Genomic DNA, 24,895 nt, shown 5'->3' with positions numbered 1-24,895 from the left:
ACGAACCACCCGGCCAGGAGACGCCGTGGCGCACCGCGTCACGGGAGCAGCACCAACGCATGTGAGGAACCAGCAGATGAATGACAAGCGCACGCCCGACCGGCGTCGCGGCTACGGCGAGGGCAAGGGCATCGGCGCCCGGTTCCGCGGCCAGTTCGGGCCCGTCACCGCGCACCGCACCGGCATCGACGACCTGCAGAGCAGGCTCACCGACCTGCTCGTGTCGAACGCGCGCGGCTCCCGGCCCACGACCGAGGCCATCGAGGAGGTGCGCGGCCTGGCCGTGCGCAACCGCACCCACGACTGGGCGGGCGTCTCGCTCGGGGCCGTGGCCACCCTCTGGCACGAGTTCGGCGACGCCGCCTCCGGCGCGTGGCTCCCCGTCATGCTCGCCGAGGCCGGCCGGTTCGAGGACGCCGCGGCCCTCCCCCGGCGTCGCGTGGCGGGCGGCCCGCCGGCCTTCGCCGAACCGGTCGTGGCGACCGCGCTCTGGGCGCTGGGCCGCGAGGACGAGGCCCGTGACCGGATGACGCAGCTCGTGGCGGCGTTCCCGGACCTCGACGAGCGGTTCATCAGCGCCTGGGGCACCGACGCGCGGGCCGACCAGTTCCGGGCCCTGCGCCGCGCCGCGGACCCGGAGGTCCTGCCGGTCTTCTTCCACCTGCCGTTCTCGGGCGGCACCAGCATGATCGTCTCGCTCAAGCGGACCATCCCCTGGGCCCGGATGATCGAGATCAACCGGCGCTTCGGCGAGCTCCAGGTCGAGCGTGCGCTCCAGTACTCCGCGCAGGACCTGGCCCCGTTCCAGATGGTGCACCAGCACCACCCGTTCGGCTTCACGCTGCCGGGCCGCCGGCTGTCGTACTTCACGGTGCTGCGCGACCCGGTGTCCCAGATCCGCTCGGGATACTTCAAGCGGCAGGCGTCGGAGCACATCATCGGCACGCGCGACAACTCGCCGACGTTCGACGACCACATCGCCTACACGGTCGAGAACGGTCTGACCAACATGCTGTCCCGCCAGCTCGTCACGACGCACCCGGAGATCCGCGCGCGATACGCCGCCGAGTACCGCGGGCCGGGCGCGTACCGCCCGATCGCCGACGAGGAGGACATGTACTGGCTGGAGGCGACGGCGGACCTCGGCGAGGCCCGGCTCGAGCGCCTGTGCCGGGAGACCCTCGACGAGCAGTTCCACCTCGTCGGCACCATGAAGCACCTGGCGGCCAGCCACCTCGCGGCCGTCGCGAGCGTGGGTGTCCCGGTGGCGGAGCGCGTGGGCCACCAGGGCAAGTCGGGTCAGCCCAAGGAACGGGTCGAGGAGCCGGCGTCCATCGTCCGCCTGCGCGAGGCGAACGCCGTCGACCAGCTCCTGTACGAGGAGTACACGGCCCGGTTCGAGAAGGAGCACGACGCCCTGATCGACGCGGTCGAGCGGGTCCAGGCCGTCGAGAGCGCCTGACCCCCGGGGAACGCGCGAGGGCCCGGTGACCGAGTCGGTCACCGGGCCCTCGCGCTGTCGGGCCTGTCGCGTCAGCCGCGGCCCGGCCCCTTGCCCGCAGGACGCTGGGCGCGGACGAACTCCTTGTACTCCTCCGCGACGACGTGCGCGGGGCCGTCCATGACGAGCTGCCCCTGGTGGATCCACAGGACCCGGTTGCACATCGCCTCGATGGTCGAGATCGAGTGGCTCACCAGGAAGACCGTGCCCGCGTTCTCCCGCACCTGCTCGATGCGCGCCTTGGACTTCGCCTTGAACGCGGCGTCGCCGGTGGCCAGGGCCTCGTCGATCATCAGGATGTCGGGCTGGGCCGACGACGAGATGGCGAACCGCAGGCGCGCGCCCATGCCGGAGGAGTACGTGCGCATCGGCATGTACACGAAGTCGCCGATCCCGGCGAACTCCACGACGTCGTCGAACCGCTCCTCGACCTGCTTGGGCGTCAGGCCCAGCGCGAGGCCGCCGATCATGATGTTCCGCTCGCCCGACAGCTGCGGCATCAGCGCGGCGTTCACACCGAGCAGCGACGGCTCGCCCGAGACGTGCACGCTGCCCGACTTGGCGGGCATCAGCCCCGCGATGGCCCGCAGCAGGGTGCTCTTGCCCGAGCCGTTGACGCCCACGATGCCCACCGACTCACCGTGCCGCACCGTGAAGGAGATGCCGCGCACCGCGTGCACCTCGCTCACCGCGCCGACGTGCTGGCGGCCCGAGCTGATCAGGCGGCGCAGGAACGACTGCTTCTCGTTCACCTCGGTGATGTGGGCGTCGCCGGCGGCCTTCTTGCCCCGGGCGCCGATCACGCGGTAGACGATGTGCAGGTCGTCGACGACGAGGCACGGGTCCCCGAGCTTCGTCTCGGGCGCCTCCTCGTCCAGGTCCTCGGGCTCCAGCTCGAGGTCGAAGTCCATGTGTGCCTCGGCCTCAGTCACGTCCGTACCTCTCCTCGGCGCGCCAGAAGACGATGAAGCCGATGACGAAGAACAGCACCGCCCAGACGCCGCCCATGATCCACATCGTGCCGTCCTGCGGGATGGTCTCCTCGCTCATCAGCGTGGACCGCACCAGGTACAGGTACACGGAGACGGGCTGGTAGTCGAACAGCAGCTCGACGGCGGTCTGCCGCCAGCCGCCCAGGTCGAGCTGGTCGTGCACGTAGTTCGTGACCGGGAAGATGACGCCGGACGCGTACATCACCAGGCGCATCACGAAGCTGATGATGTTGTCGAGGTCCGGCGTGGTGGCCACGAGCCGGGCCATGATGAACGCGACACCCATGTTGAACAGGCACAGCAGCGCCACGGCCGCGGGCAGCAGGAGCCACCACCACGTGATCCGCTCCGGCTCGTATCCCGGGATCAGGCCGCTGAGCAGCACGATCGCGCACATCACCACGATCGCGGGGATCAGCGTGGCGAGCTGCGAGAGCACGGACGACAGGGGCAGCACCGCGCGCGGGAAGTGCAGGGAGCGCAGGAGCTGGGACTTGCTGCTGATCGACTTGGCACCGCCGGTGACCGACGCCTCGACGAACCGGAACATGAACACGCCGATGACGATGTACGCCACGGTGTTGTCCACGCCGCGGCTCACACCGAGGATGACGCCGAAGATCAGCACGTACACGGCGGCGTTCAGGATGGGGTTGAGGACCGCCCAGAGCTGGCCCAGGTAGTTGTTCTGGTTCTTCGCGTAGGCGGTGGACGACGCCATGACCCGGATGAACGGCCAGCGTCGTGCGACGTCCCGGATGTACTCGCCCAGCGACGGGCGGACGTTCAGGGGCTTCAGACCGTACTTCGCGGCGAGCGCGAGCCGCTCGGCCGATGTCGTGCTCGGCACGATCGGCGGCGGGGGCTGCTTCTTGCCACCCTTGGCGGGCGGCGCCTTGGGCGCAGCCACATCGGTAGTCGGATTGCTCACGATGCGCAGGGATTCCTGTCTCTGTGGTGGGGCCGGGAGCGCACGGCCACCTCAAATCCTAGTCGGACCAGGGATGCTATCGGCCCGCACCGAAACCCTACTGCATCCATCGGATTCGTCTCCAGCCGGTCTTCGCGCAGGTGAGAGGCCCGTGTCTGGGCTCACCCTGGTCCGGGCCGCGCGGCGCGCGCACACCTTCCCCACGCGTGTCGCACGCGGGCCCCACGCGCGCTCCACGCCGGGTGCCCCGCACGGCCCCGACGGGCCGCGTCCGCGCTCCGCACCGGGCGTGCGCCGCGCGCGCGAGCGCGTGAGAGACTGCACGGCGTGCTGACCGCCCGCCCAGTCCCGGCCGATCTGCCTGCCCGGCCGGCGCGGCCCGCCGGGGCACTGGTGGAGTCGCCGCTCCAGCTCCTGTGCACCATCGAGGCCCACGCCGCGGGATACGGCGGCGCCCCGACCCGGGTCCACGTGCGTGACGACGTGCCCGCCCTCGACGTCGCCCTGGAGGCCGTGCGCGGTTTCGGGCTGCCGGACGGGCTGGAGACCGACCTCGCCGGACGCCGCGCCGCCCTGTCCGCCCACGAGCCCGTCTGGCTGGTGGGCGATGCCTTCTCGGGCCTGTTCCAGGCCACCGCGCTGCTGCGGCGCGGCCTGGAGCGCGTGGTACTGGCCGACGACGGTCTCGCCACCCTCGACCTGGCCCGCCGGCTCGCCGCCCGCGAGCCGCTGGTGCGCATGCGGGCCGAGACCGGCGGACCCCGGCGGCAGCTCGGCGCCGCAGCCGCCCGCCGTCTGCGGCGGCTCGCCGCCGAGGGACGGGTCACCCTGTTCACCTCGCTCCCCCTGGACCCCGCGGTCCGCGCACAGCTCGTGGCCCAGGGTTTCGGTGTCGTGCGCAACGACTTCGCGTGGCTCGCCGGCGTGCCCGTCGGCGACGCCCCCGCCGAGCCCACGGTGGTGATCGGCTCCGCGCTGGCCGCGGACGGGCTGGTCGACCCCGACGCCTATGTCGCCTGGGTCGGCGGCCTCGCGGCCGACGGTCCCCTGCGCTACCTGCCGCACCGGCGCCAGGTGCCGGAGCTCCTGGACCGCATCGGCGCTCTGCCGGGCGTCACGCTCGACTCGGCGCAGGCGCCGGTGGAGCTACGCTTGCGCGGCATGACGGCACCCCAGCGGGTCGTCAGCCTGCCGTCGACGGCGGCGGTGCTGCTCACCTCGATCCTCAGCCCTCGCGGCGTGGCGGTGACGCCGCAGGCCGTCGAGGACGGCTGGTGGACGTCCCGCGCCACACCCGGCCTGCGCGCCCACCTCTCGGGCGTGCTCCGCCTCGCCGCCGACGCGGCCGCGCTCCACCGGCCCGGCGGCACGCCGCACCCCGGCGCCACCTCGCCCCTCACCGACTCGCCCCTCATCGACCAGAACAACCCGGAGGACCACGGATGACCATCCGCGTGCTCGCCGTCGCGGACAGCGACTCGTACCTCAAGTGGGCCTGCGCCACGCTCGATCGCATCGGCGCGCCCGAGGACGAGGGGCTGGCCCGCTCGGCGGTCCTGGTCCGCACCCCGATCGTCCCCACCACGAACCAGATCGCGGCCGCCGTGGCCGGGTCGTCCGTGGTGCGACCCCCGGTGCTCAGCCTGCGCGAGCTCAAGGAGCACGTCCGCGAGGCCCGGCCCGACGTCGTGCTGGTCGCCGCCACCGGCCCCGTCGCCGAGATGGTCGCGCGGATCGTGGTCCGGGCGGACCCGGCGAACCGTCCCGCCCTGGTCACGGGCCTGCCGGGGATGGCGCTGCCCGCGACTCCCCGCGGGACGGCCTGGCGGCGCTGGTGCGACGCGTTCGTCGTGCACAGCCGCCGTGAGATCGCCGCCTACCGCGACGCGTTCGCCGCGCACGACGCCGCTCCGCGCGTCGTCCTGGGGCACCTGCCGTTCCTGGAGCGGCTCACGGCCATCCCCTCCCGGCCCACCGAGCGCGTCGTGTTCGCCGCGCAGGCGAAGGTGCCGAACGACCGGGACGACCGCGTCCGGCTGCTCGACGGCCTCGCGCACCTGACGAACGAGGGCTTCGAGGTGATCGTGAAGCTGCGCGCCCGCAAGGGTGAGCGACAGACGCACAACGAGGCGCACCCCTACGACGAGCTCTGGGACGCCGAGCACGAGCGCCTGGGCCACCGCAGCGACGCGGTGCGGTTCGTGGACGGCCCGATGGCCGAGTGGCTGCAGCCCGGCACGGCGCTGGTGACCGTGAGCTCGACGGCGGCCCTGGAGTCGCTGGCCCTGCACCTGCCGACCGCGCTCGTCGACGACTTCGGCGTGGACGCCACGCTGCTCAACGAACCGTTCGCCGGCAGCGGCTGCATGATCTCGCTCGCGGACGTGGGCAAGGCCTTCCACGAGGGCGGCCCGGTCCCCGACGCCGGCTGGCTGGACGAGAACTACCTCCACGCGGCCGAGTCGGAGCTGCCGGACGCGATCGCCGAGCTCGCCCGGCTGCGCGCCGCGGGCGACCTGAACCCGCTGCCGGACGTCGAGCCGTGGTCCGCCCGCCGGCACGCCAAGGTCGTGGCGCAGTCGGTGCTGCCGCCGTCGGTCTACGGAGCGATCCTCGCGACGGGCCGCCCGGTCAAGCGCGCCCTGGACAAGGTCACGGGCACCAGCTGAGGCGTCCTGCGCCGAGGTGCCCGGAGCCCCGCTGTCGTCCGACAGCGGGGCTCACGTCCGACCGCAGGACCGCGCCCGACGGCGGGGTTCAGGAGCCGTCGTCGACCCGGACCCGCTCGGTCAGGCCGCGCAGGAACCCCGCACCCCACGCCATGTGCATGACGGCGATGGTCGCGGGCAGGCGCAGCGCCGCGGCCGCGTCCAGGCGCGGGCTGCGGGTCGCGGCGTGCACCGAGGCCACGCAGACGCCCAGCGCGTACGCGACGGGCGGCACCAGGCCGGCGACGACCAGCCCGGTGAGGCCCGCGAACGCGCCGACGACGGCCGCCGCGACGGAGACGCCGAGCACCACGACCACCGTCGGGGGCGCCAGGTAGCGGATGCTGGCCGTGTCGGGGTTGTTGCGGATCACCTCGCGGCGCCACATGCCGGTGCGCCAGAACTGCTTGGCGACCTCCCGCAGGGTGCGCCGCGGCTTGTAGTCGACCACCAGCGACGGGTCGAACCACAGCAGGCTGCCGCTGGTACGCAGGCGCAGGCACAGCTCCCAGTCCTGCGCGCGCACGTAGATCGGCGAGTACCCGCCCACCCGCTCCAGCGCCTCGCGGCGGAAGGTGCCCAGGTACACGGTCTCGGCCGGACCCGCCTCGCCGCCCGTGTGGAACGACGCCGCGCCCAGGCCCGCCGGGTGGCTCATCGCCCGGGCCACGGCCCGCTGCGTGGGGGTGTCGCCGACGGGCAGCATCTGCCCGCCCACGCCGTCGGCGCCCGACGCCAGGAGGGCCTCCACCGCACGGCGGACGTACGTGGGCTCCACCACGGTGTGGCCGTCCACGCGGACGAAGATCGTGTGGCCCTCCGGCATGAGGGCCAGGCCGGCGTTCAGGCCGAGCGGCTTGGAGCCGGTCGGGTTGTCCACGACGGTGACCCGGCCGGTCTCGACCGCGAGCTTGTCCGCGATCTCCCGGGTCCGGTCCTTCGACGGGCCCACCGCCAGCACCAGGTGCAGCGGATGGGGGTAGTCCTGGCCCAGGACCGAACGAACCATCGACTCGAGGTACGGCTCCTCGTCACGCACGACGGCGACCACGGTCGCCCGCGGCAGGTTGGACGACTCGTCCCGCTCGCTCACAGCTTTCCTCTCCGTACGGCGAAGGCGGGCACCCGGCGTGGGGTGCCCGCCTTCTCCTAGCTGGTGCTGTCTGGTGCCGACGCTCAGGCGTCGACGCGGCGCAGACGCGACATCGGCGAGAACTCGCCCGGCATGACGCGCTTCTGGCCGTCACCGAGAGCCTTCTCGAGGATGCGGATGTCGCGCACCAGGTTCTCCAGCCCCTTGGGCTCGAGCGAGGAGGCGTGGTCCGAACCCCACATGGCACGGTCCAGCGTGATGTGCCGCTCCACGGCGACGGCGCCCAGCGCCACGGCCGCGAGCGAGATCTGCAGGCCGGTCTCGTGGCCCGAGTAGCCGACGGGCACGCCGTAGCGCTCCTGCAGCGTCGTGATGGTGCGCAGGTTCGCCTCCTCGGGGGGAAGCGGGTAGGTCGACGTGGCGTGCAGGATCACGAGCTTGCTCGTGTCCAGGATCTCCACGGCGGCGTCGATCTGCTCCAGCGTCGACATACCGGTCGACAGGATGATCGGCTTACCGGTGTCGGCCAGCGCGCGCAGCATCTCGTGGTCCGTCACCGAGGCCGAGGCGACCTTGTGGGTCGGCACGTTCATCTTCTCGAGGAACTCGACCGACGGGGCGTCCCACGGAGAGGCGAACCACTGGATGCCCTTCTCCTTGGCGTACGCGTCGATCTCCGTGTACTCCGGCTCCTCGAACTCGACCTTGTACTTGTACTCGAGGTACGTCATCTCGCCCCAGGGCGTCTGACGGATCTTGTCGCGCTGGTCCTTCGGCGTGCTGATCTCCGGCGTGCGCTTCTGGAACTTCACGGCCTGGCATCCGGCCTCGACCGCGACGTCGATCAGCTTCTTGGCGATCTCGACGTCACCGTTGTGGTTGATGCCGATCTCACCGATCACGTACACGGGCTGGTCGGCGCCGACCTGCAGGTCGCCGATCGTGACCGGCGCGGGCTGCGCGTTCGTCGCGCTCATAACAGGGTCCTTCCGAAGGGGTCGAGCACAGGGTAGTGCTGTTACGTGTCGTCGGGACTAACCGGTGACGACGGGGGTCTGGGCGGCTGCCGAACTCGCGGCGACTTCACCCGGACGCGCAGCGAGTATACGGTCACAGATCTCGCGAACCGCGCCGTTCCCGCCCTCGCGCGACAGCACGAGGCGGGCCTGAGCCTTCACTTCCGGGCGGGCGTCGGCGACCGCGACCGGCCAGCCGACGACGGCCATGGCGGCCAGGTCGTTCACGTCGTTGCCGACGTAGGCGACGCGTGCGGGGTCCAGGTTCTGCTCGGCGATCCAGGCACGCAGGGCGGACGCCTTGTCCTCCACACCATGCATGACCTGCACCTTGAGCTTGTCGGCGCGGGACGCGACCACCTTGTTGGTCTCGGTCGACAGGATCAGGATCGGCAGGCCCGTGCGGCGCAGGCGGGACACGCCCATGCCGTCGCCGCGGCTCACGCGCACCTGCTCGGTGCCGTCCTGGTCCACGTAGGCGTGGTCGTCCGTGTGCACGCCGTCGAAGTCGGTGACGAGCGCGTCGACGTCCAGCGGGCCGGGCGCGGCGTCGACGTCCTGGTCGACGAGCTGGCGGGCGAGCCAGAGGTCGCGCGGCTCGTCGATCTCGATGGCCCACTCCGAGGCGACCGGCTGGATGCCGACGTCGCCGAAGAAGCGGGTGCTTCCTGCACGGAACCCGTCGGTCCTCATCACATAGAAGGCACCGGTCTCGCGGAAGTGCGGCGCGCGCTCCTGCCGGCGGGGGCGGTAGTCCGTGGTGTGTCCCACCGGGCTCGCGACGCCGTCGTCGATGCGCCACTGGAAGTCGTGCGTCTCCGCGACGGCCACCACGACGTCCTTCTCGCCGCCGGCCACGCGGCGGATCGCGGTGTCGAGGTCCTCGGGGTCGATGAAGGGCGAGGTGCACTGCACCAGCACCGTCACGGGCGGGATCTCCTGCGGCGGGAGGCCGCCGTCACCGGCCTCGACCCGGTCCAGCACGTGCAGCAGCGCCGACTCCGACGACGCCGTGCCGCCGGCGATCTCCGCGGGACGCGCCACGACGCGCGCCCCGTGCGACCGGGCCTCGGCGGCGATCTCGTCGTGGTCGGTCGAGACGATGACCTGCGCCACCGACGGCGCGGCCAGCGACGCCTGGACCGCGCGGCCGACCAGCGTGATGCCGTCGACCCGGGCGAGGTTCTTCAGCGGGACGCCCTGCGAGCCGCCACGGGCGGGGATGATGACGATCGCCGACGGGTCGGCCTTGACTGACATGTGCAGCGGATTCCTCGTAGTCTCGGGAGTGCGGGTTCCGGGACCGGCACGGTCCCGGCCCTCTGCTGACCTCAGGGTAGTGCACCAGCCCTCACGGCCGTCCCGGTGGGTGACGGTCCTTGTATCCTCTGGCTTTCACCGAAGTTTTCACCCGAGCAAGCCCGCCCCGCACGATCAGGAACCCTGTGAACACGACCGCGACCGAGACACGCCCCGGGCCTGCACCGCTCCCCGCGCCCGCGGCCCCCGCCGCCTCCTCGACCCGTACGTTCCTTCCCGAGGTGCAGGCGCTGCGCGCGCTCGCCGTGCTCCTGGTGGTGGCGAACCATCTACGCCCGGACCTGATGCCGGGCGGTTACGTCGGCGTCGACGTGTTCTTCGTCATCTCGGGCTTCCTCATCACCGGGCACATGGTCAAGGAGGTGCGGGCCACCGGCCGGCTGCGCCTGGGGCACTTCTGGGCGAACCGCGCCCGGCGCATCCTGCCGGCGAGCCTGCTCGCGATCCTCGCCGTCGTGGTCACCGCGCCGTTCGTGCTCCCGCTGGCCGAGCTGCGCACCCTGGGGCGCCAGGCCCTCGGCTCGATCTTCTACGTGCAGAACTGGATCCTCGCGGCCGACTCGGTCGACTACTCGGCCTCGGAGAACGCCGCGACGCCGTTCCAGCACTTCTGGTCGCTCGCCGTGGAGGAGCAGTTCTACCTGCTGTGGCCCCTGGTGGTCACGCTCGCCGCGCTGGCCGCGACCCGCATCGCCCGGCGGCGGGGCAGCGCCCCGCTGGCCGCCTGCCTGACGGTCGCGTTCGCCCTGGTCATCATCCCGTCGTTCGTGTGGAGCGTGGTGCTGGTCGGGCAGGGTGACCCGTCCGCGTACTTCGTGACCACCACCCGGCTCTGGGAGCTGGGCGTGGGCGGCGTGCTCGCCGTCCTGCTGCGCTACACCGACCGCCTGCGGCTGCCCCGCGCGCTGCTCGCCCTCGCGGGCCTCGGCGCGATCGCCTGGAGCGCCTTCGCCCTGACCGCGGCGTCCCCCTTCCCGGGGGCCAACGCGCTCCTGCCCGTGCTCGGTACCGCCGCCGTGATCGCCGCCGGCCGCACGAGCGGCGTGGGGTCGCTCAGCTGGCTCGTGGACCTGCGCCCCGTCCAGTGGGTCGGCAACGTCTCCTACTCGCTGTACCTGTGGCACTTCCCCGTCGCCATCTACTTCGTCGCGTGGGCCGGGCGGCACGCGAACAAGTTCGAGGTGATCGCCCTCCTGGCCGTGATGTTCGCGCTGTCCTGGGCGTCCTACAACTGGGTCGAGCAGCCGTTCCGCAAGGCGGCATGGGCCCGGAAGAGCGATGCGCGGGCCCTCGTGGCGGCGCTGGTCGCGATGCTGCTGGTGGCCGGGAGCGCCTCGGTGTTCTGGATCAAGCCCGCCACCCAGGAGCAGGAGTGGGACCAGGGCGCTGCCGCCGTCGAGCAGGCCCGGGCGGCCGGGAACGACAGGTTCGGTGCCGGCGCCACCCGGGACGGCAGCTACGCGCCGTTCATCACGGACCAGCCGGCGATCCTGCCCAACCCCGGCGCCGCGGACAAGCCCCTGTGGCTCGTCGACAGCAAGGACTGCGACCAGGACCGGCCCGAGGACGACACGGCCATGTGCGAGTACGGCCACCCGGACAGCCAGACCGTGATCGCGGTGGTGGGCGACTCCCACGCGCGCATGTTCGCCCAGCCGATCATCCAGGCCGCCGAGACGAACGGCTGGAAGGTCGTGACGTTCCTGCGCAACTCCTGCCCCTTCTCGTTCACGCCGCGGACCATCCCGGGCGCCGACGACTGCGTCGCGGCCAACGAGCGCACGCTGGAGAAGATCACCCGGCTCCAGCCGGACGCCGTCGTCTCGGCCTACTACGAGGGCTCCGAGTTCCAGGCCGACGGCGAGGGCCGGCACGGGCGGACCGGCCTGGCCGCCGCGTACGACGCCCTGGCCGGCACGGGTGCGCGCGTGTTCGCGATGAAGGACACGCCGCTGCCCCGCGAGGACGTCTTCGCCTGCGTCGGGAGCCACTACTCCGACCCGGGGGCCTGTGCGGTGCCGCGGGCCGAGGCCTTCGCGGGCCGCGGTCTCACCGAGGAGGCGGCCGAGGCGGCCGCCGCCGACGTGACCGTCGTCGACCTCACCGACCGGTTCTGCGACGAGACCACGTGCCCCGCCGTCCTCGGCGGCGTGAGCGTGTACGCCGACCTCAACCACATCTCCGACGTCTACGGGCCGACCCTCGCACCGGACTTCGCGCGGGTGCTCGCGCCCGTCGCGGGTTCCTGACGCGTCATGGCGCCGGTGGCGGCAAGGCGGGTGAAGATCCTGCGGGTGCTGGGCGAGGTTCCGGGCGGACGGCCCGCTTTGCCAGGATCGGCGCCGTTCCGTGTGCTTGAATGACTGCCGGACGGCGCTGGCCGGACGATGTCCGCGCGCGCCTCAGCCCGATTCACCCCGACCGAGGGAACCGGTTATATGAGCATCACCACGCGGCCACGCGTGTCCGTCATCGTGCCCGGCAAGGACGCAGGTGAGTACATCGGCGACCTGATGACCAGCCTGACGAAGCAGGTGGACGATCCCCGCGAGCTGGAGGTCGTCGTCATCAGCGACGGGTCGACCGACGACACCGCGGCGATCGCGCGGTCCTTCTCGGACCGCCTCCCCAACCTGGAGGTCGTCGAGAACAAGGTCCCGGTCGGTGCGGCGAGCGCGCGCAACCAGGGCATCGCCGCGACGTCGGCCCCGTACGTCGCGTTCGCGGACGCCGACGACTGGCTGGCCCCGCGACGCCTCGCGCACCTCATGGACGCGATGGACACGCTGAAGGTCGACTTCATCCGGACCGACCACACGGCGGTCCGCGCCCGCCGCCGGGACGTGACGTGGGCCCCGCAGGCGCGGCGCGGCATCGTCCTGGACCCGCGGGACTCGATCCTCCCGGTCAACTACTCGACCATGGTCGACTACCCGTACAGCTGGGCCGGCATCTTCGACCGGTCGATCAGCAAGGACGGCCTGCTCACGTTCCCCGAGGGCCTGCACACGGCCGAGGACCGGCCCTGGATCTGGGACCTGTTCCTCCGCTCCCGGGCGTACGCCACCATCGACGCGCCGACCCTCTGCTACCGCCGCACCGTGTCGACGTCGCTCACCGCGACGTTCGACCGCCGGCAGCTCGACATCATGCCCGCGCTGCGCCAGACGTTCGACATCGTCGAGGCGGACCGAGAGGCCGAGAAGTTCCTGCCGAAGCTGACCCGGACGGCGCTGGCCCTGATCGCGCACCACATGAGCCGCCGCGCCAACATGTCGCACGACGTGCGCCGGGACCTGCGGCGCGGGGCCCGCGACCTGTTCGCCGGCCTGCGGCAGGACGTGCTCGCCCAGGAGGCCAGCCAGATGTCGCGCAAGCGCGAACGGCTGCTGCACGGGCTCCTGCCCGCCGACCTCCCCCACGACAAGACGCTCAAGGCACAGCAGGAGGTGCAGTCATGACCCAGCTGGTCGTCGCCTCGACGCTGTTCGGCGCCGCCACCGCGGCCGCCGCCGCCGACGCGGGCCTCCTCGGGGAGCCCGACGGCGAGCGCGTGCTGCTCGTGGTGAACAACGCGTTCGCCCCGGAGCTCACGCCCGCCGCCGACGAGATCGAGGGCTCCGCCCCGGTGCTCGCCCGGTTCGACCGCGTGGTGCACCTGACGGACCTGATCGCGCCCATCCACCCGGCCGACTGGAAGCCGGGGCCGCGCGAGCGTCCGCTGCTGGAGCGGCTGCTGCGGAACTACTGGGGCCTCGGTGACGGGCAGGTCGACATCGTCGCCGAGTCCGTGTGGGTGAACCCCGCCCAGTCGCTGGCCCGCATCTTCCACAACGGCGGCATCACGGTGTACGCCGACGGCCTGATGAGCTACGGACCGACGCGCAACGACCTGCCGCTCGACATCGTCCAGCGGCTCGACGGCCTGCTGCACCTCGACCTGGTCCCTGGCCTGCGTCCGGTCCTGCTGAGCGAGTACGGCGTGCAGCCGACCGTCATCCCGAGCGAGGCGTTCCGCAAGGTCGTCGAGGAGATCGCCGCCAAGTCCGCCCCCACCGCGGACGAGGCCCAGCCGCCCGCCGCGATCGTCGTGGGCCAGTACCTCGCGGCGCTCAGCCTGGTCACGATGCAGGAAGAGGCGGACATGCACGCCCGCATGATCCGCGCGGCGGCCGACGCCGGGGCGCAGGTCGTGCGGTTCAAGCCGCACCCGTCCGCGCCGCCCGGGTTCCTCGCCCCCGTCGAGCGGGCCGCGAAGGACGCGGGCGTGACGCTCGAGGTGGTCACCGACCCGCTGCCGGTCGAGGTCATGCTGGCCTCGTCCGACGTCACCGCCATCGTGGGCTGCTTCTCGACGGCGCTCGTCACCGCGCGGTCGATCTTCGGCGTGCGCTCGGTCGCGGTGGACACCGGGGAGCTGCTGAAGCGCCTCAAGCCCTACGAGAACAGCAACCGCATCCCGGTGACCGTCGTCGACGCCCTGCACCGCACGGACGGGGCGTTCGACTCGCCCGAGAAGCTGCAGCAGCTCCTGGACACGGTGTCGTACTGCATGCAGCCGAAGTCGCTCTCGGACCGGCGTGCTGCCGCCGTGGCGTGGCTCAGCCAGGCGAACCCGCACGACCGCGCCCGCTACATCGCGAACCAGCGGCTGACCATGCTCGGCCTGCCGGGCGCGCCCCGGCAGAACCCGATGGTCAAGGCGACCCTCGACACGGCGCGCACGGCGCTGCGGCACCCGGCCATGAGCTGGGTCGACGAGCGGACCCGCCGGTCCCAGCTGCGCAAGAAGGTCGTCCGCAAGATCCGCGGCTGACGCCCGTGCCCGGCCTGCCACCGCAGGCCGGGCACGCAGGCCGGGCACCGCAGGCTGTCTCAGGGCCGGACGACGCCGATCCCGCTCACGCGAACCTCCTTGCCGCTGTCCAGCGACCGGAGCACGACGCGGCCCGACCGCGTTCCGCCGAGGTCGACCTGGAACACCCGCTGGTCCCGGTGCGTCGCCGAGGACAGGTCGAGCACGCCGTACCGCGTGCCCCCGACGTAGACGGCCACCCGCCCCCAGCCGCGCCCCGTGGGCGCCATGACGTGCACCCGGGTGATGTTCCGGGCGGCGTAGACCTTGATGTCCTGGCCCGCCGCCGTGGTCCGGTAGGCGTGCCCGTTGTAGTAGCCGGAGCGGCTGATCCGCTGCCACCCGTACACGTCCCAGTCGTCGTGCAGGACGTCGCGCGTCGTGGTGGTGATGACGCGCACCGGGCTGCGCCGCCCGTTCGCCATGACGGCCCGGACCCCGTAGACCGCGTTCTCCCCCGGCGGCGTGTACACGGTCGTGGCCGTGCGGGTCGTGGAGGCGAACTCGTACCAGTACGGGTCGTAGGGCCGGGTCGACGTGAAGTGCCCGCTGCGGCGCAGCACCTCGTACCGCACGGCGCCGCGCACGGCGTCCCAGGCGAACGCCGTCTCGGGGCGCCACTGCACGGGCGTGCGCAGCGGGCTCACGGCGTGCGGCCGCGGGGACGCGGGCAGCCGCACCGCGCCGTGCCGCCGGTACTCCGCGAGCACCCGGTCGTGCACGGCCGAGCGCAGCGCGGGCAGCCTGGCGTTCAGCCGGTCACCGGGGCACGCCGTCCGGTTGGTGTGCCGGTGCCCGAGGATCGTCGGGACCGTCACCACCGTGCCGGGCGCGGTCTTGGCCGTGCTGGTCCCCTGCCCCGTGCGGAGCTGCGTGGTCTGGGTGGGGTGCACCCCGTACTCGAACGACTTCCAGGCCAGCACCCGCTCCAGGCCGCGCACGAGCGCCGCCGTCGGCTCCGCCGTCACGAAGTTGCCCATGGCCGAGACGCCGATGGTCCCGGTGTTGTAGCCACCCGCCTGCGCGCCGATCGGGTTGTGCAGCTGCGCCTCGCGGCGCCCCTCGAAGACACGTCCGTACCGGTCCACGAGGAACTGGTAGCCGATGTCCGGCCAGCCGTTCGAGCGCGTGTGGTAGGCGTGGATCCCCCGCACGATCGCCGCCGACTGGTCGGACGAGTACGTGTTGGTCCCGGCCGTGTGGTGCACGTAGATCGCCTTGAGCGTGCCCGACGTCTCGGGCCACGGCGAGCCGAGGGACTCGTCGGCGCCCCACATCTTGCGCGACACCACGGGCGGCTTGGGCTCCCACCCCGTGGCCGCGGCGGCCGAGGCCGCGGGCCCCGCCGCCGCGCCCACGTTCCGGTCGGCGGGCGAGCTGCCGGGATCGATCACGTCCACGCGCATGCCCGACGGCGGACGCCCGCTCACCGTCGCCGCCCGGGCCTGCACGGCGTCCGCCCCCGACGTGACGAACGGCTCCGTGCCGGCACGGGACCCCGGTACCTGCGCCTCCTCGACGCCGAGCTCCTGCCATGCGCTCCACCGACCGGCCTCCCGCACGCGCAGCGCGACGTCGGTCACGGTCTCGCCCGTGGCGCCGTCCCACGTGACGCCGGCGACCAGGAAGTCGCCCGTGGCCGTGCGAGGGGTGAGGGCGGCCAGGTGGCCGGGCGGGGCAGGGTCGGCGGCGTCCGGGTTGGTGGTTTCGGGGCGCGTGGCCTCCGTGCCCGTGGAACGCTCCGCGGCACGCGGTGCGACGTCGCCGGACTCGTCGTCCGCGTGGCCGGCGGGCGGGTCGTCCGCGCTGGGCTCGGCCCGGGCCGCCGGGTCGACGCGGGTGAGCCGCACGCTCTCGATCTCGGGCGAGACCGGGCTCGCCGCCTGGACCGGGAGTGGCACCACGGGAAGCACGAGGCCGCCCAGGGCGAGGCCCGCGGTCAGCGCAGCCGAGGTCACGTACCGTCCGAACGTCCGTCCGTCGCCGCTCATGGACCGAAAGTAGCCCTGCGGGGGCGGGGCCGCGCCGGAAGTCACCCTCGGGCACCGCATGGCGAAAGACGGCCGCCTCATGGACCGCGCGGACGGACCCGAGGATCGACCCCGCGGATGCCGGACCCGGTCCCCTGAGGCACAGTGGCACACGGGGGTACGAAGATGTCGCACCGGGATCACAGCAGTCACCGCACGTCCGGCGGCAGGGTCAGCCGTCTGGTGGCGGCCGCCGCAGCAGCCGCCGCGCTGGTGGCCGGGCCCGTCGCCCCGGCCTCCGCCGCGGGCGTCCCGGAGTCGTTCACGGTCGACGGCTCGGGCTTCGGGCACGGCGTGGGCATGGCGCAGTACGGCGCCTACCAGATGGCCCGCGAGGGCCGCACCCAGGGCCAGATCCTCGGCCACTACTACCAGGGCGCGCAGAACACCGTGGCCACCACGCCACGGGACATCGACGTGCAGGTCTACGGGCCCGACCCGTACGGGTTCTCGGGCTACGGCGACACGGGCGCCACCCGGATCGACGTCAAGGGCGGCTCGTGGCTGCTGCAGGCCCAGGGCCGTGCCGTCGCCCGCGGCAGCGGCCCCCTCGACGTCTCGGTGTCGCGGGGCGACCTCGTCGTGCGGGCCGAGGGACGCACCCACCGGTACGACCGGATGTGGCTCGTGTGGTCCGGCTCGCCCTACTACCGGCAGGACGCCGCGCCGGCGGTGGCGCACGTCCGGGGCGCCCATGGCGCCTACCGGTGGGGCAGGCTGCAGCTCAGCGCCTCGGCGGGCGTGCCGAACGTGGTCAACCGGATACCCCTCAACGGCGCCTACCTGTACGGGCTCGCGGAGATGCCGGCGTCGTGGGGCGCGCACGGCGGACGTGCCGCGCTGGAGGCGCAGGCGGTCGTGGCCCGCTCGTTCGCGCTGCTGCGCAGCGGCGACTGGAAGGCGCGATGCCGCTGCCACGTGGTCGACGACGTCCGTGACCAGCACTTCACCGGCTACGACAACGAGGTCTCGTCGTACGCCCGCTACTGGGCCGACGCCGTCCGGGCCACGAACGCCTCGCTGACCCGCGCGCGGGTGCTGACGTGGTCGGGACGGCCCGTGGAGGCCCACTACTTCTCGTCGAGCGGAGGGCGCACCGCGCACTCGGAGGACGTGTGGTCGTCCGAGGTGCCCTACGAGCGCTCCGTGGCCGACCCGTACAGCAAGCGGGCGCCCGGCAACGACTACCGGTCCTGGGGCCGCCTGCTCACCCAGGAGTCCGCCCAGCGGCTGTTCGGCCTGCCCGCCGTCGCGTCGATCGAGGTCACCGACCGGTACCGGAGCGGACAGGCCGCCGCGCTGGTCGCGACGTCGCCGTCCGGGGAGACCGCCACGGTGCGCGGATCGGCCGACCGGATCCGCTCCGTCGTCGGCAAGCACACCCGCGCAGGAACCCTGCCGTCCTCCTGGATCGCCCGAATCCGGGCGAACTGACCAGGGGGCGGGGCTGCCCCTTTTCTCACCCGCTGTTTACCGCGACAAGGCCGGGACCCCGGCTTAAATTTGCCGTGAACTCCTCCAGTTGAACGGCACATCATTGGCTACGCTCACCCAGCGATACCACTTCTTCCTCTCCCGCGTGCACGGCCGGCTCGGGCACCCCGGACGAGCCGAGCGAGCGCTGACGCGGGCGACCTCCGGTCCGGCGGCCGACCCGGGCTGGCTGCACCGGCTGGCCACGGCCCGCCGGCGTGCGAACGACCACGCCGGGGCCGCGGACGCGCTGGCCCGCGCCATCGACCGGCGCGCTGACGCCCCGCCCCGCTGGTACTACGAGCTGGGCCGCGCCTCCGAGCTCGCCGGGCGGATGGAGGACGCCGACGCCGCCTACCGGCGGTGGACCGCGCACGATCCGCTCCCGCGGGGCCTGGACGCCGTGCTGCTCGACCGTGGCGTCCTGCAGTTCGTGCCCCGGCGCGACGCGGTCCGCTTCGTGCTCGACCGGCTGGCCGAGCTCCGTGCGGCCGCCGGGGCGCGGCAGGTCGTCGAGGACCGGTCGGACACCGTCTGGACCTACTGGGCGCAGGGCTTCGACCAGGCACCCGACGTCGTGCGGATGTGCCGGTCGACGATGGCCCGGCACCTCACGCGCCCGGTGGTCGAGCTGGACGACGACAACGTCGGCAGCTTCGTGACGCTGCCGGACGACATCGACGCCCTGGTCACCGACCGCACCGCCCGGTCCGACCTATTGCGCCTGGAGCTCCTCGCGCGGTACGGCGGCACGTGGCTCGACGCCACCTGCTACCTGCGTGGTGATGCGGGCGCCGAGCTGGCGGACCACGCGCGGCCCACCGGGTTCTTCGCGCCCGCCAAGGAGCGGACCTCGATCGGCACGTGGAGCATCACCGCCCAGCCCGGCCACTACCTCGTGACCATGACGCTCGAGGCGCTCTACGCCTACTGGCGCAAGGACGGCAAGCTGCCGCACTACTTCACGTTCCACCACCTCTTCGAGGCGCTCGTGCTCACCGACCCGAGGTTCGGCGAGCTCTTCGCGGCCACTCCCCGGCTCTCGACGGCGCCGTCGCTCCGGCTGCGGCACTGGATGAGCCGTGACATGACCGACGAGGACTTCGAGCGGGCGCTGTCGCGGGCGACCGTCCACAAGCTGTCGTACAAGGCAGGCTCCGAGAACACCGGGCCGCGGAGCGTGCTGGGGCGGCTGTACGCGGCGGAGGCCCAGGCTGCCGGCGCAGGCTCCGGGGGCACCGGTCGACCGGGTGCGCCCTGACTCAGGGGCCTGACTCAGTGTGACTTGCGGACCAGCCCGCGGAACCACTTCTCGCCACGGGCCGGGGCGGGCGCCTCGGGCTCTGGTTCAGGCGTCGGTTCGGGCGTCGGTTCCAGGGCGGGCTCGGGAGCCGGCTCGGGTTCGGGCACGGGCAGCAGACCGAGCTTCTGTGCCCGGTTCGCCGTCGTGTACCGCCCGATCTCGGCCGGCTCCAGCCTGTCCAGGAACGCCGCGACCTCGGTCCTCCGCTCGGCGAGCCGCTCCGGGTACATGCAGAACGCCACCGCGCCGATCAGGTGCGCGAGGTCCCCGGTGTCCGACCAGCGCCCGTCCTCCCGGAGCGCGGCGTCGACGACGGCCCACGGGAGCCGCGCCGGGTTCGCATAGGGCCGGAGCCGTTCCTTGACGGTCTTGGCACCCACCGCGACCACGGGGACGCCGTCGGCCCGCGCCCGCAGGAGTGCCGGCGACATGGTCCCGACCACGACCACGGGGCGCACGGCCGCGAGATAGACCTCCGCGAGGGCCGGCTGCTCGACCGGCGTGAGCCGGACTCCCTCCGGCGCCAGGTCGCCCAGGCGCACCGCCAGGTTCGCGGGGACGACCGGGTCGGCGAGAACAAGCACCTCTGTCACGCCGTCCACCGCGGCCGCCGTGCGGACGGCGTCGCGCCAGAGCGCCGTCTCCTGGTCCCGGGTCAGGATGCCGCCCGCGACGAACGACTCCGCGAGCACCAGCGCGACACCCTCCGCCGGGACCGGCAGGTCCGCGGCGGACGCGACGTCCTGCGCCAGCTTGCCGACCGCGTCGGCGGGGATCGCGACCGCAGCGACGCCCTGCCCGGCCCGGTGCTCGTCGCCGTCGGGCCAGGGCGCAAGTCCTGCGACGTGCTCCCGGTACAGGTGCCGGCTGGTCCGCCGGGCCTGCGGCCACCCGATCGGCTCGCGCGCCGGGCCGTACCCGGCGATGTCCGTGACGAGGCGGACCACCTCGCACCCGTAGAACGCCGACATCAGCCACTCGACCGGCTGCTCGGACTGGGGACGGTCACAGACGAGCTCCACGGTGTCGTCCCCGATGCCCCAGGCCTGCCGCAGCAGGCGGGCCAGGACAGGGCGGTCGTCACCCCGCGGCGACCAGCGTCCCGGGTCCGCGGGCCGGACGAGCTCGTCGAGCACGACGACGTCGTCGAACCGTGCCGTGGCCGCCGACATGCCCGGACGCTCGTGCGGCAGGGGTGCCGTCTCCGGCGCCGGCGCACGCCCGAACAGGACGAGCACCCTGCGGCGCGGTCGGTCGAGCAGCCCGGCGTCCACGGCGGCCGCTGCTGCGAGCAGGGACTCGGCCGAGGAGACCAGGACAAGCTGTGTTGTGCTCATCGTGTCGGTTGCTGCTTTCTCCGAGGGGCTGCGGCATCCACGGACGGCGTCGTCCTGCGGGGGCACCCGATTGTGGCAGATGCCCGGACCGTGGGCCGACGCGACGCATCACGGTCCGGTATCGCTCAGAGCTCGCGCGCGTCCGACTCCAGCAGCACCGGGATCCCGTCCCGGACCGGGTAGGCCAGCGGCCGCTCCGGGTCGGTCGAGTGCAGCTCGGGCTCGCCGTCCGGCCCGGTGCCGTCCACGAGGGTCGCGCCCGTCACGGGGCAGCGCAGGATCTCGCGTACCCAGGGCTCCAGCTCGATGCTCATTCGGTCTCTCCTGTCCCGGACCCGTCCGGCTCGTCGGTCCCGACGCGCACCAGCGAGAGCACGTCGTCGCGGACCTTCTCCATGATGTCGTGGTCGGCGGCCTCGACGTTGAGCCGCAGCAGCGGCTCGGTGTTGGACGCCCGCAGGTTGAACCACCACTGCGGGTGCCCGTCCCAGTGGGACACGGTGACACCGTCGAGCGTGTCGACCTCGATCCCGGGGTAGGCGACCCGGTAGGCGTCCAGCACGCGGTTCGTGGCCTCGGCGGCGTCCGGGACCCGCGAGTTGATCTCGCCGGAGGCGACGTAGGGCTCGTACATCTCGGCGACCTCGGACAGCGGGTTGCGCTGCGTGCCCAGTGCCGCCAGCACGTGCAGGGCGGCCAGCATGCCGGTGTCCGCGAAGAAGAAGTCCCGGAAGTAGTAGTGGGCGCTGTGCTCGCCGCCGAACACCGCCTCGTTCGAGGCCATCTCGGCCTTGATGAACGAGTGCCCCACGCGGGTGCGCACCACCCGGGCGCCGGCGGCCGAGAGCAGGTCGGGCACCGCGCGCGACGTGATCAGGTTGTGGATGACCACCGGCGCCCGCCCGGCCGCCTTCTCCTTCTCGACCTCGCGCAGCCCCACCAGGGCGGTGATCGCCGACGGCGAAACCGGTACGCCCTTCTCGTCCACGACGAAGCAGCGGTCGGCGTCCCCGTCGAAGGCCAGCCCGATGTCGGCGCCGTTGGCCACGACCGCCGTCTGCAGGTCCAGCAGGTTGGCGGGCTCCAAGGGGTTGGCCTCGTGATTCGGGAAGGTGCCGTCCAGCTCGAAGTACATCGGCACGACGTCCAGCGGCAGCTCCGGCAGTCCCGCGGCGGTACCGAGCACGGCCGGCGCCGTGAGGCCCGCCATGCCGTTCCCGGCGTCGACGACGACCTTGAGCGGCCGGATGCCCGAGAGGTCCACCAGGCCCCGCAGGAACGCGGCGTACTCGCCCAGCATCTCGCGGTCGGTCACCTGCCCGGGGGCCGGGGCCGAGGTGCCGGCCTCGGCGTCGGCGTCGTCCAGGAGCGCCTGCGCGGCCTCCCGGATCCCGGCGAGGCCTGTGGCCTCGCCGACGGGCCGCGCGCCCGCGCGGCAGAGCTTGATCCCGTTGTACGCGGCCGGGTTGTGGCTGGCCGTGAACATGGCGCCCGGCAGGCCCAGGACGCCGGAGGCGTGGTACAGCCCGTCGGTCGAGCACAGCCCGATGCGGACCACGTCCACGCCCTCGGCGGCGAGGCCGGCCGCGAAGGCGTCCACGAGGTCGGGCCCGGAGTCCCGCATGTCCCGTCCGACGACGACGGCCGGGCGGGCGTCGTCCGACGCCTCCGGGCGCACCACCACCCGGGCGAAGGCCGTGCCGATCGCGCGCGCCACCTCGGGCGACAGCTCCTCGGGCACCAGTCCCCGGACGTCGTACGCCTTGATGATCCTGTTGAGGTCGAGAGCCACGTCGTCAGCGTACGCGAGCACCGGGGCGCACCGGGGCGCGCCGGGCGCACCTCACCCGGCGTACGGGTCTCAGGTGCCGGAGGTGTTGTCCGCCCGGTGCGTGAGCACCGCCTCGAGCAGGACGGCGGCGCGTGCCCCGAACCCGTGCTCGGTGCGGACGTGCTCGGACAGCGAGCGGAGCATCTCCTCGTCGTACCGTGCGGCACTGCCCTCGGCCAGGAGCGCGTGCAGCTCCTCGGGCGTCGTGAACCGGGCCAGGCGGCCCTCGGGCAGAACGGGGCGCACGATCTCGTCGAGCCCGTACACGTCGTCGGTCAGGAGCCGGCCGCCCGACGCGAGCACGTCGAAGACACGGTTGGAGACGAAGCCCAGGTCACGCATGTCGGGCCAGTGGTCGTTCAGCGCCCAGGCGGCCGACCGGTAGTAGCGGCGGAGCACCTCGTTCGGCACGTACGCGCCGGCGATCGCCTCGGGCGGCAGGAACCGTTGCCAGCCCGACCCGTAGACGGCGACCGGCACACCCGACCGCACGGCCTCCACGGCGACCGGACGTGCCTTGCCCCGGGTGTTGCCGACCAGGACGGCCTTGCCGACGACGTCCTCGACCGGCTCGTCGTCGATGTAGAACCGGCTGGGATCGGTGCACTGCAGCAGCGGGGCCACGGGCAGCTCCCACCGCTGCGCGACGTCGCGCGCCCAGGTGAGGCTCGCGGCGAACCGGAGGTCGTAGCCCGCCAGCTCCCGCGCCGTGACGTCCTCCGGGTGGCTGATGACCCACACGACGCTCGTCACGTCGCCCGGGAGCCGGGCCGGGTGCAGTCCCCGGAGCATCAGGACGACGTCGTCCCGGTAGGAGGTCTCACGGGCGTCGTTGGGCGCGTAGTCGACCACCACGTGCTGGCCCAGGTCGCGCAGTGCGGCCGCCAGCGAGTGCGCGAAGTGGAAGTCGCCCCACTGCCGGGCCTGGTCGCCGGCGGGCATCGCCGTCTTGATCGCCCAGCGCAGTGCGGGCGGCGCCTCCCGTACCCGGGCGGTGTCCGGCACGGAGGGCCACAGCGCGCGGGTCCAGGTCCCCGGTCGCCCGGGGGCGGTGAGCGCGACCGTCCCGGTGAACACGGGTGCCACGCCGAAGGTCGCGAAGAGGTCCGCGGATCCCTCCGGGACCGTCTGCCACGCCGCGCGGAACACCGCCAGGTCGTCCTCCGGCTCCGCGGTGTCGTCGAACGTCCCGTCCCCGGAGCGTGTCACGACCACGTCGCGGGCCACCACGACGGGGCGCTCCTCGTGCCGGGCCAGGCGTTGCGCCAGGTCGACGTCGGCCCACAGGGTGCGTACCCGCGCCTCGTCCCGGACGGCCCGCACGGACTCCGTGCGGGCCAGGAGCGGCACCGGCGCTCCCGGCACCTCGAACCACGGCCGGGGCCAGGGCACGCTGTCCGGGTGCACGCCGTCGAGGAAGGGCACCGGATCCGTCCCGCGCGGCGGGTAGACCACGCCCACGTCCCGCAGCAGCAGCTCGCCACCGAGCACGACCGGGTGCACCACGGCGGCGCCCGACTCCGTCAGCACCGCTCGGAGGTCCTGCAGCGTCCCCTCGCGGAAGGCCTGCCGCCCCGACAGCAGCAGCACGTGCTCGCCCCGGGCCCCGTGCACCGCCTGGTCGACGGCGGACGACGCACCCTGCCCGGACAGCACCACCCGCACGTCGAACCGGGCGAGCCGGGCCAGCGCGAGCCCGGCGACGGCGCGACGACGATCACCGGTGACCAGCAGGATCTCCGCGGACGGCGCGGCCGCTGTGTCGTCCGCCGGCACGGCGCGGTCGATCGCGGTGAGGACGGTCAGCACGTCGGCGGTGGTGTCGCAGTCGACGACCACCAGGCTGGTCAGGCCCGGCAGGGTCCTCGCCGCCGGGGACTCCCGCCAGGGCGCAGCGGCATCCGCCTGGTCCGCGTGGTCCGCCTGGTCACGCAGCTCGGCGCGGAGCGCCTCGCGCACGTCGGCCAGCGTCACGCCGTCGCGCATCCATCGCGCGTCCGGGGCCAGCGGGAGCGGGGCGTCGGCGTCGTCCGCGAGGAAGGCCGCCAGGGGGCTGCGCCCGTCCGCAGCGGGCCGGTCGAGCCGGCCCGGGTCGAAGAGCGGCGACGGGGACGCCTTCCACGAGTCGCCCACGCCCTTGAGGTAGATGACGAGCGGGTCGGTGTCGTCCCGCTGCCATGCCTTCGGCCGGTACCGGGCCGGCACGAACAGCGGGTGCGGCCACCAGCCCTTCCGCCGGCCCTGCGCGAGGTAGTGCCGCGCGGCGTCGGCGGGGTCGGCGAACGTCGTGCCCGCCTGCGCCCCGTACCACTCGACGTCGAACACCCCGGCGTCCAGCACCCGGTGCAGTGCCGGGTCGGCGGGGGCCGCGGGTTCGGGCGTACCCGCCTCAGCGGCGCCCTTCTCGTCCGCGCCCGGGCCGAGACGGCGCCGGACCGCCCGGACGATCCGGCCGAGGCGGCGTCTGGACGCCTTGCTGATCCTGCTCGGGTCGAGTGCCACGTC

General features: G+C 73.2%; 18 protein-coding genes. 8 read left to right on the top strand and 10 right to left on the bottom strand.

Going from position 1 to position 24,895, the window contains the following annotated elements; genetic code table 11:
• Positions 1-76 precede the first annotated feature (76 nt).
• Positions 77-1,462, top strand: coding sequence for a hypothetical protein (locus ACIBBF_RS24100; RefSeq protein WP_397418530.1), 1,386 nt, complete (start codon positions 77-79; stop codon positions 1,460-1,462).
• A 71-nt stretch (positions 1,463-1,533) separates the two neighbouring features.
• Here the strand turns inward: ACIBBF_RS24100 and ACIBBF_RS24095 are convergent, their stop codons facing one another.
• Together ACIBBF_RS24095 and ACIBBF_RS24090 are read right to left on the bottom strand one after the other, a co-directional pair.
• Positions 1,534-2,433, bottom strand: a complete 900-nt coding sequence (locus tag ACIBBF_RS24095) for an ABC transporter ATP-binding protein (protein ID WP_397418528.1) — start codon at positions 2,431-2,433, stop codon at positions 1,534-1,536.
• A complete protein-coding gene (locus ACIBBF_RS24090) occupies positions 2,426-3,424 on the bottom strand; it encodes an ABC transporter permease (protein ID WP_397418526.1) in 999 nt (332 codons plus the stop codon). Before ACIBBF_RS24090 ends, ACIBBF_RS24095 begins: the two co-directional genes overlap by 8 nt.
• 327 nt (positions 3,425-3,751) lie before the next feature.
• Here ACIBBF_RS24090 and ACIBBF_RS24085 point away from each other — a divergent pair, with 327 nt between their 5' ends.
• Both ACIBBF_RS24085 and ACIBBF_RS24080 read left to right on the top strand, forming a co-directional pair.
• Positions 3,752-4,870, top strand: coding sequence for a hypothetical protein (locus tag ACIBBF_RS24085; RefSeq protein WP_397418524.1), 1,119 nt, complete (start codon positions 3,752-3,754; stop codon positions 4,868-4,870).
• On the top strand, positions 4,867-6,093 hold the full coding sequence (locus tag ACIBBF_RS24080) for a DUF6716 putative glycosyltransferase (RefSeq protein WP_397418522.1): 1,227 nt from the start codon (positions 4,867-4,869) through the stop codon (positions 6,091-6,093). Before ACIBBF_RS24085 ends, ACIBBF_RS24080 begins: the two co-directional genes overlap by 4 nt.
• 88 nt (positions 6,094-6,181) lie before the next feature.
• On the opposite strand, the gene ACIBBF_RS24075 is transcribed toward ACIBBF_RS24080, so the two are convergent.
• The 3 genes from ACIBBF_RS24075 to ACIBBF_RS24065 all read right to left on the bottom strand — a co-directional run bounded on the left by ACIBBF_RS24075 (position 6,182) and on the right by ACIBBF_RS24065 (position 9,501).
• Positions 6,182-7,225 (bottom strand): glycosyltransferase family 2 protein, encoded by a 1,044-nt coding sequence (locus tag ACIBBF_RS24075; protein WP_397418520.1) that lies wholly within the window; start codon positions 7,223-7,225, stop codon positions 6,182-6,184.
• 83 nt (positions 7,226-7,308) lie between these two features.
• The gene (locus ACIBBF_RS24070) at positions 7,309-8,202 is read right to left on the bottom strand and encodes an N-acetylneuraminate synthase family protein (protein ID WP_397418518.1); all 894 of its coding nucleotides are present in this window, start codon (positions 8,200-8,202) and stop codon (positions 7,309-7,311) included.
• A gap of 57 nt (positions 8,203-8,259) precedes the next feature.
• Positions 8,260-9,501 carry a cytidylyltransferase domain-containing protein gene (locus tag ACIBBF_RS24065; RefSeq protein ID WP_397418516.1) on the bottom strand — a complete coding sequence of 414 codons (1,242 nt, stop codon included), beginning with the start codon at positions 9,499-9,501 and terminating at the stop codon, positions 8,260-8,262.
• A gap of 185 nt (positions 9,502-9,686) precedes the next feature.
• Here ACIBBF_RS24065 and ACIBBF_RS24060 point away from each other — a divergent pair, with 185 nt between their 5' ends.
• From ACIBBF_RS24060 to ACIBBF_RS24050, 3 genes are all read left to right on the top strand, one after another.
• Positions 9,687-11,810, top strand: coding sequence for an acyltransferase family protein (locus tag ACIBBF_RS24060; RefSeq protein WP_397418514.1), 2,124 nt, complete (start codon positions 9,687-9,689; stop codon positions 11,808-11,810).
• Positions 11,811-11,999: 189 nt separating this feature from the next.
• The gene (locus ACIBBF_RS24055) at positions 12,000-13,022 is read left to right on the top strand and encodes a glycosyltransferase family 2 protein (protein ID WP_397418512.1); all 1,023 of its coding nucleotides are present in this window, start codon (positions 12,000-12,002) and stop codon (positions 13,020-13,022) included.
• Positions 13,019-14,377: a polysialyltransferase family glycosyltransferase gene (locus tag ACIBBF_RS24050; RefSeq protein ID WP_397418510.1), complete on the top strand. Its 1,359-nt coding sequence runs from the start codon at positions 13,019-13,021 to the stop codon at positions 14,375-14,377. Before ACIBBF_RS24055 ends, ACIBBF_RS24050 begins: the two co-directional genes overlap by 4 nt.
• 59 nt (positions 14,378-14,436) lie before the next feature.
• Here ACIBBF_RS24050 and ACIBBF_RS24045 read toward each other — a convergent pair whose 3' ends face one another.
• Positions 14,437-16,407, bottom strand: a complete 1,971-nt coding sequence (locus ACIBBF_RS24045) for an N-acetylmuramoyl-L-alanine amidase (protein ID WP_397418508.1) — start codon at positions 16,405-16,407, stop codon at positions 14,437-14,439.
• Positions 16,408-16,629: 222 nt separating this feature from the next.
• Here ACIBBF_RS24045 and ACIBBF_RS24040 point away from each other — a divergent pair, with 222 nt between their 5' ends.
• Both ACIBBF_RS24040 and ACIBBF_RS24035 read left to right on the top strand, forming a co-directional pair.
• Positions 16,630-17,880, top strand: a complete 1,251-nt coding sequence (locus ACIBBF_RS24040; protein WP_397418506.1) for a SpoIID/LytB domain-containing protein — start codon at positions 16,630-16,632, stop codon at positions 17,878-17,880.
• 103 nt (positions 17,881-17,983) lie between these two features.
• Entirely contained in the window at positions 17,984-19,180 is a 1,197-nt protein-coding gene (locus tag ACIBBF_RS24035) for a capsular polysaccharide synthesis protein (protein WP_397418504.1), read from the top strand.
• A 14-nt stretch (positions 19,181-19,194) separates the two neighbouring features.
• Here the strand turns inward: ACIBBF_RS24035 and ACIBBF_RS24030 are convergent, their stop codons facing one another.
• The 4 genes from ACIBBF_RS24030 to ACIBBF_RS24015 all read right to left on the bottom strand — a co-directional run bounded on the left by ACIBBF_RS24030 (position 19,195) and on the right by ACIBBF_RS24015 (position 24,892).
• Positions 19,195-20,559, bottom strand: a complete 1,365-nt coding sequence (locus ACIBBF_RS24030; RefSeq protein ID WP_397418502.1) for a hypothetical protein — start codon at positions 20,557-20,559, stop codon at positions 19,195-19,197.
• A 125-nt stretch (positions 20,560-20,684) separates the two neighbouring features.
• Entirely contained in the window at positions 20,685-20,873 is a 189-nt protein-coding gene (locus ACIBBF_RS24025; RefSeq protein WP_397418500.1) for a Trm112 family protein, read from the bottom strand.
• Entirely contained in the window at positions 20,870-22,351 is a 1,482-nt protein-coding gene (locus ACIBBF_RS24020) for a phosphomannomutase/phosphoglucomutase (protein WP_397418498.1), read from the bottom strand. The genes ACIBBF_RS24025 and ACIBBF_RS24020 overlap by 4 nt, the downstream gene beginning before the upstream one ends.
• Positions 22,352-22,420: 69 nt before the next feature.
• Positions 22,421-24,892 (bottom strand): hypothetical protein, encoded by a 2,472-nt coding sequence (locus ACIBBF_RS24015; RefSeq protein ID WP_397418496.1) that lies wholly within the window; start codon positions 24,890-24,892, stop codon positions 22,421-22,423.
• Positions 24,893-24,895 lie beyond the last annotated feature (3 nt).

Origin of the sequence: Promicromonospora sp. NPDC050880, assembly GCF_044456525.1 — a bacterium.
Taxonomy (GTDB): Bacteria; Actinomycetota; Actinomycetes; order Actinomycetales; family Cellulomonadaceae; genus Promicromonospora.
Note: the sequence above shows the minus strand (reverse complement) of the source record. Positions and strands in the feature narration are given on the sequence as shown.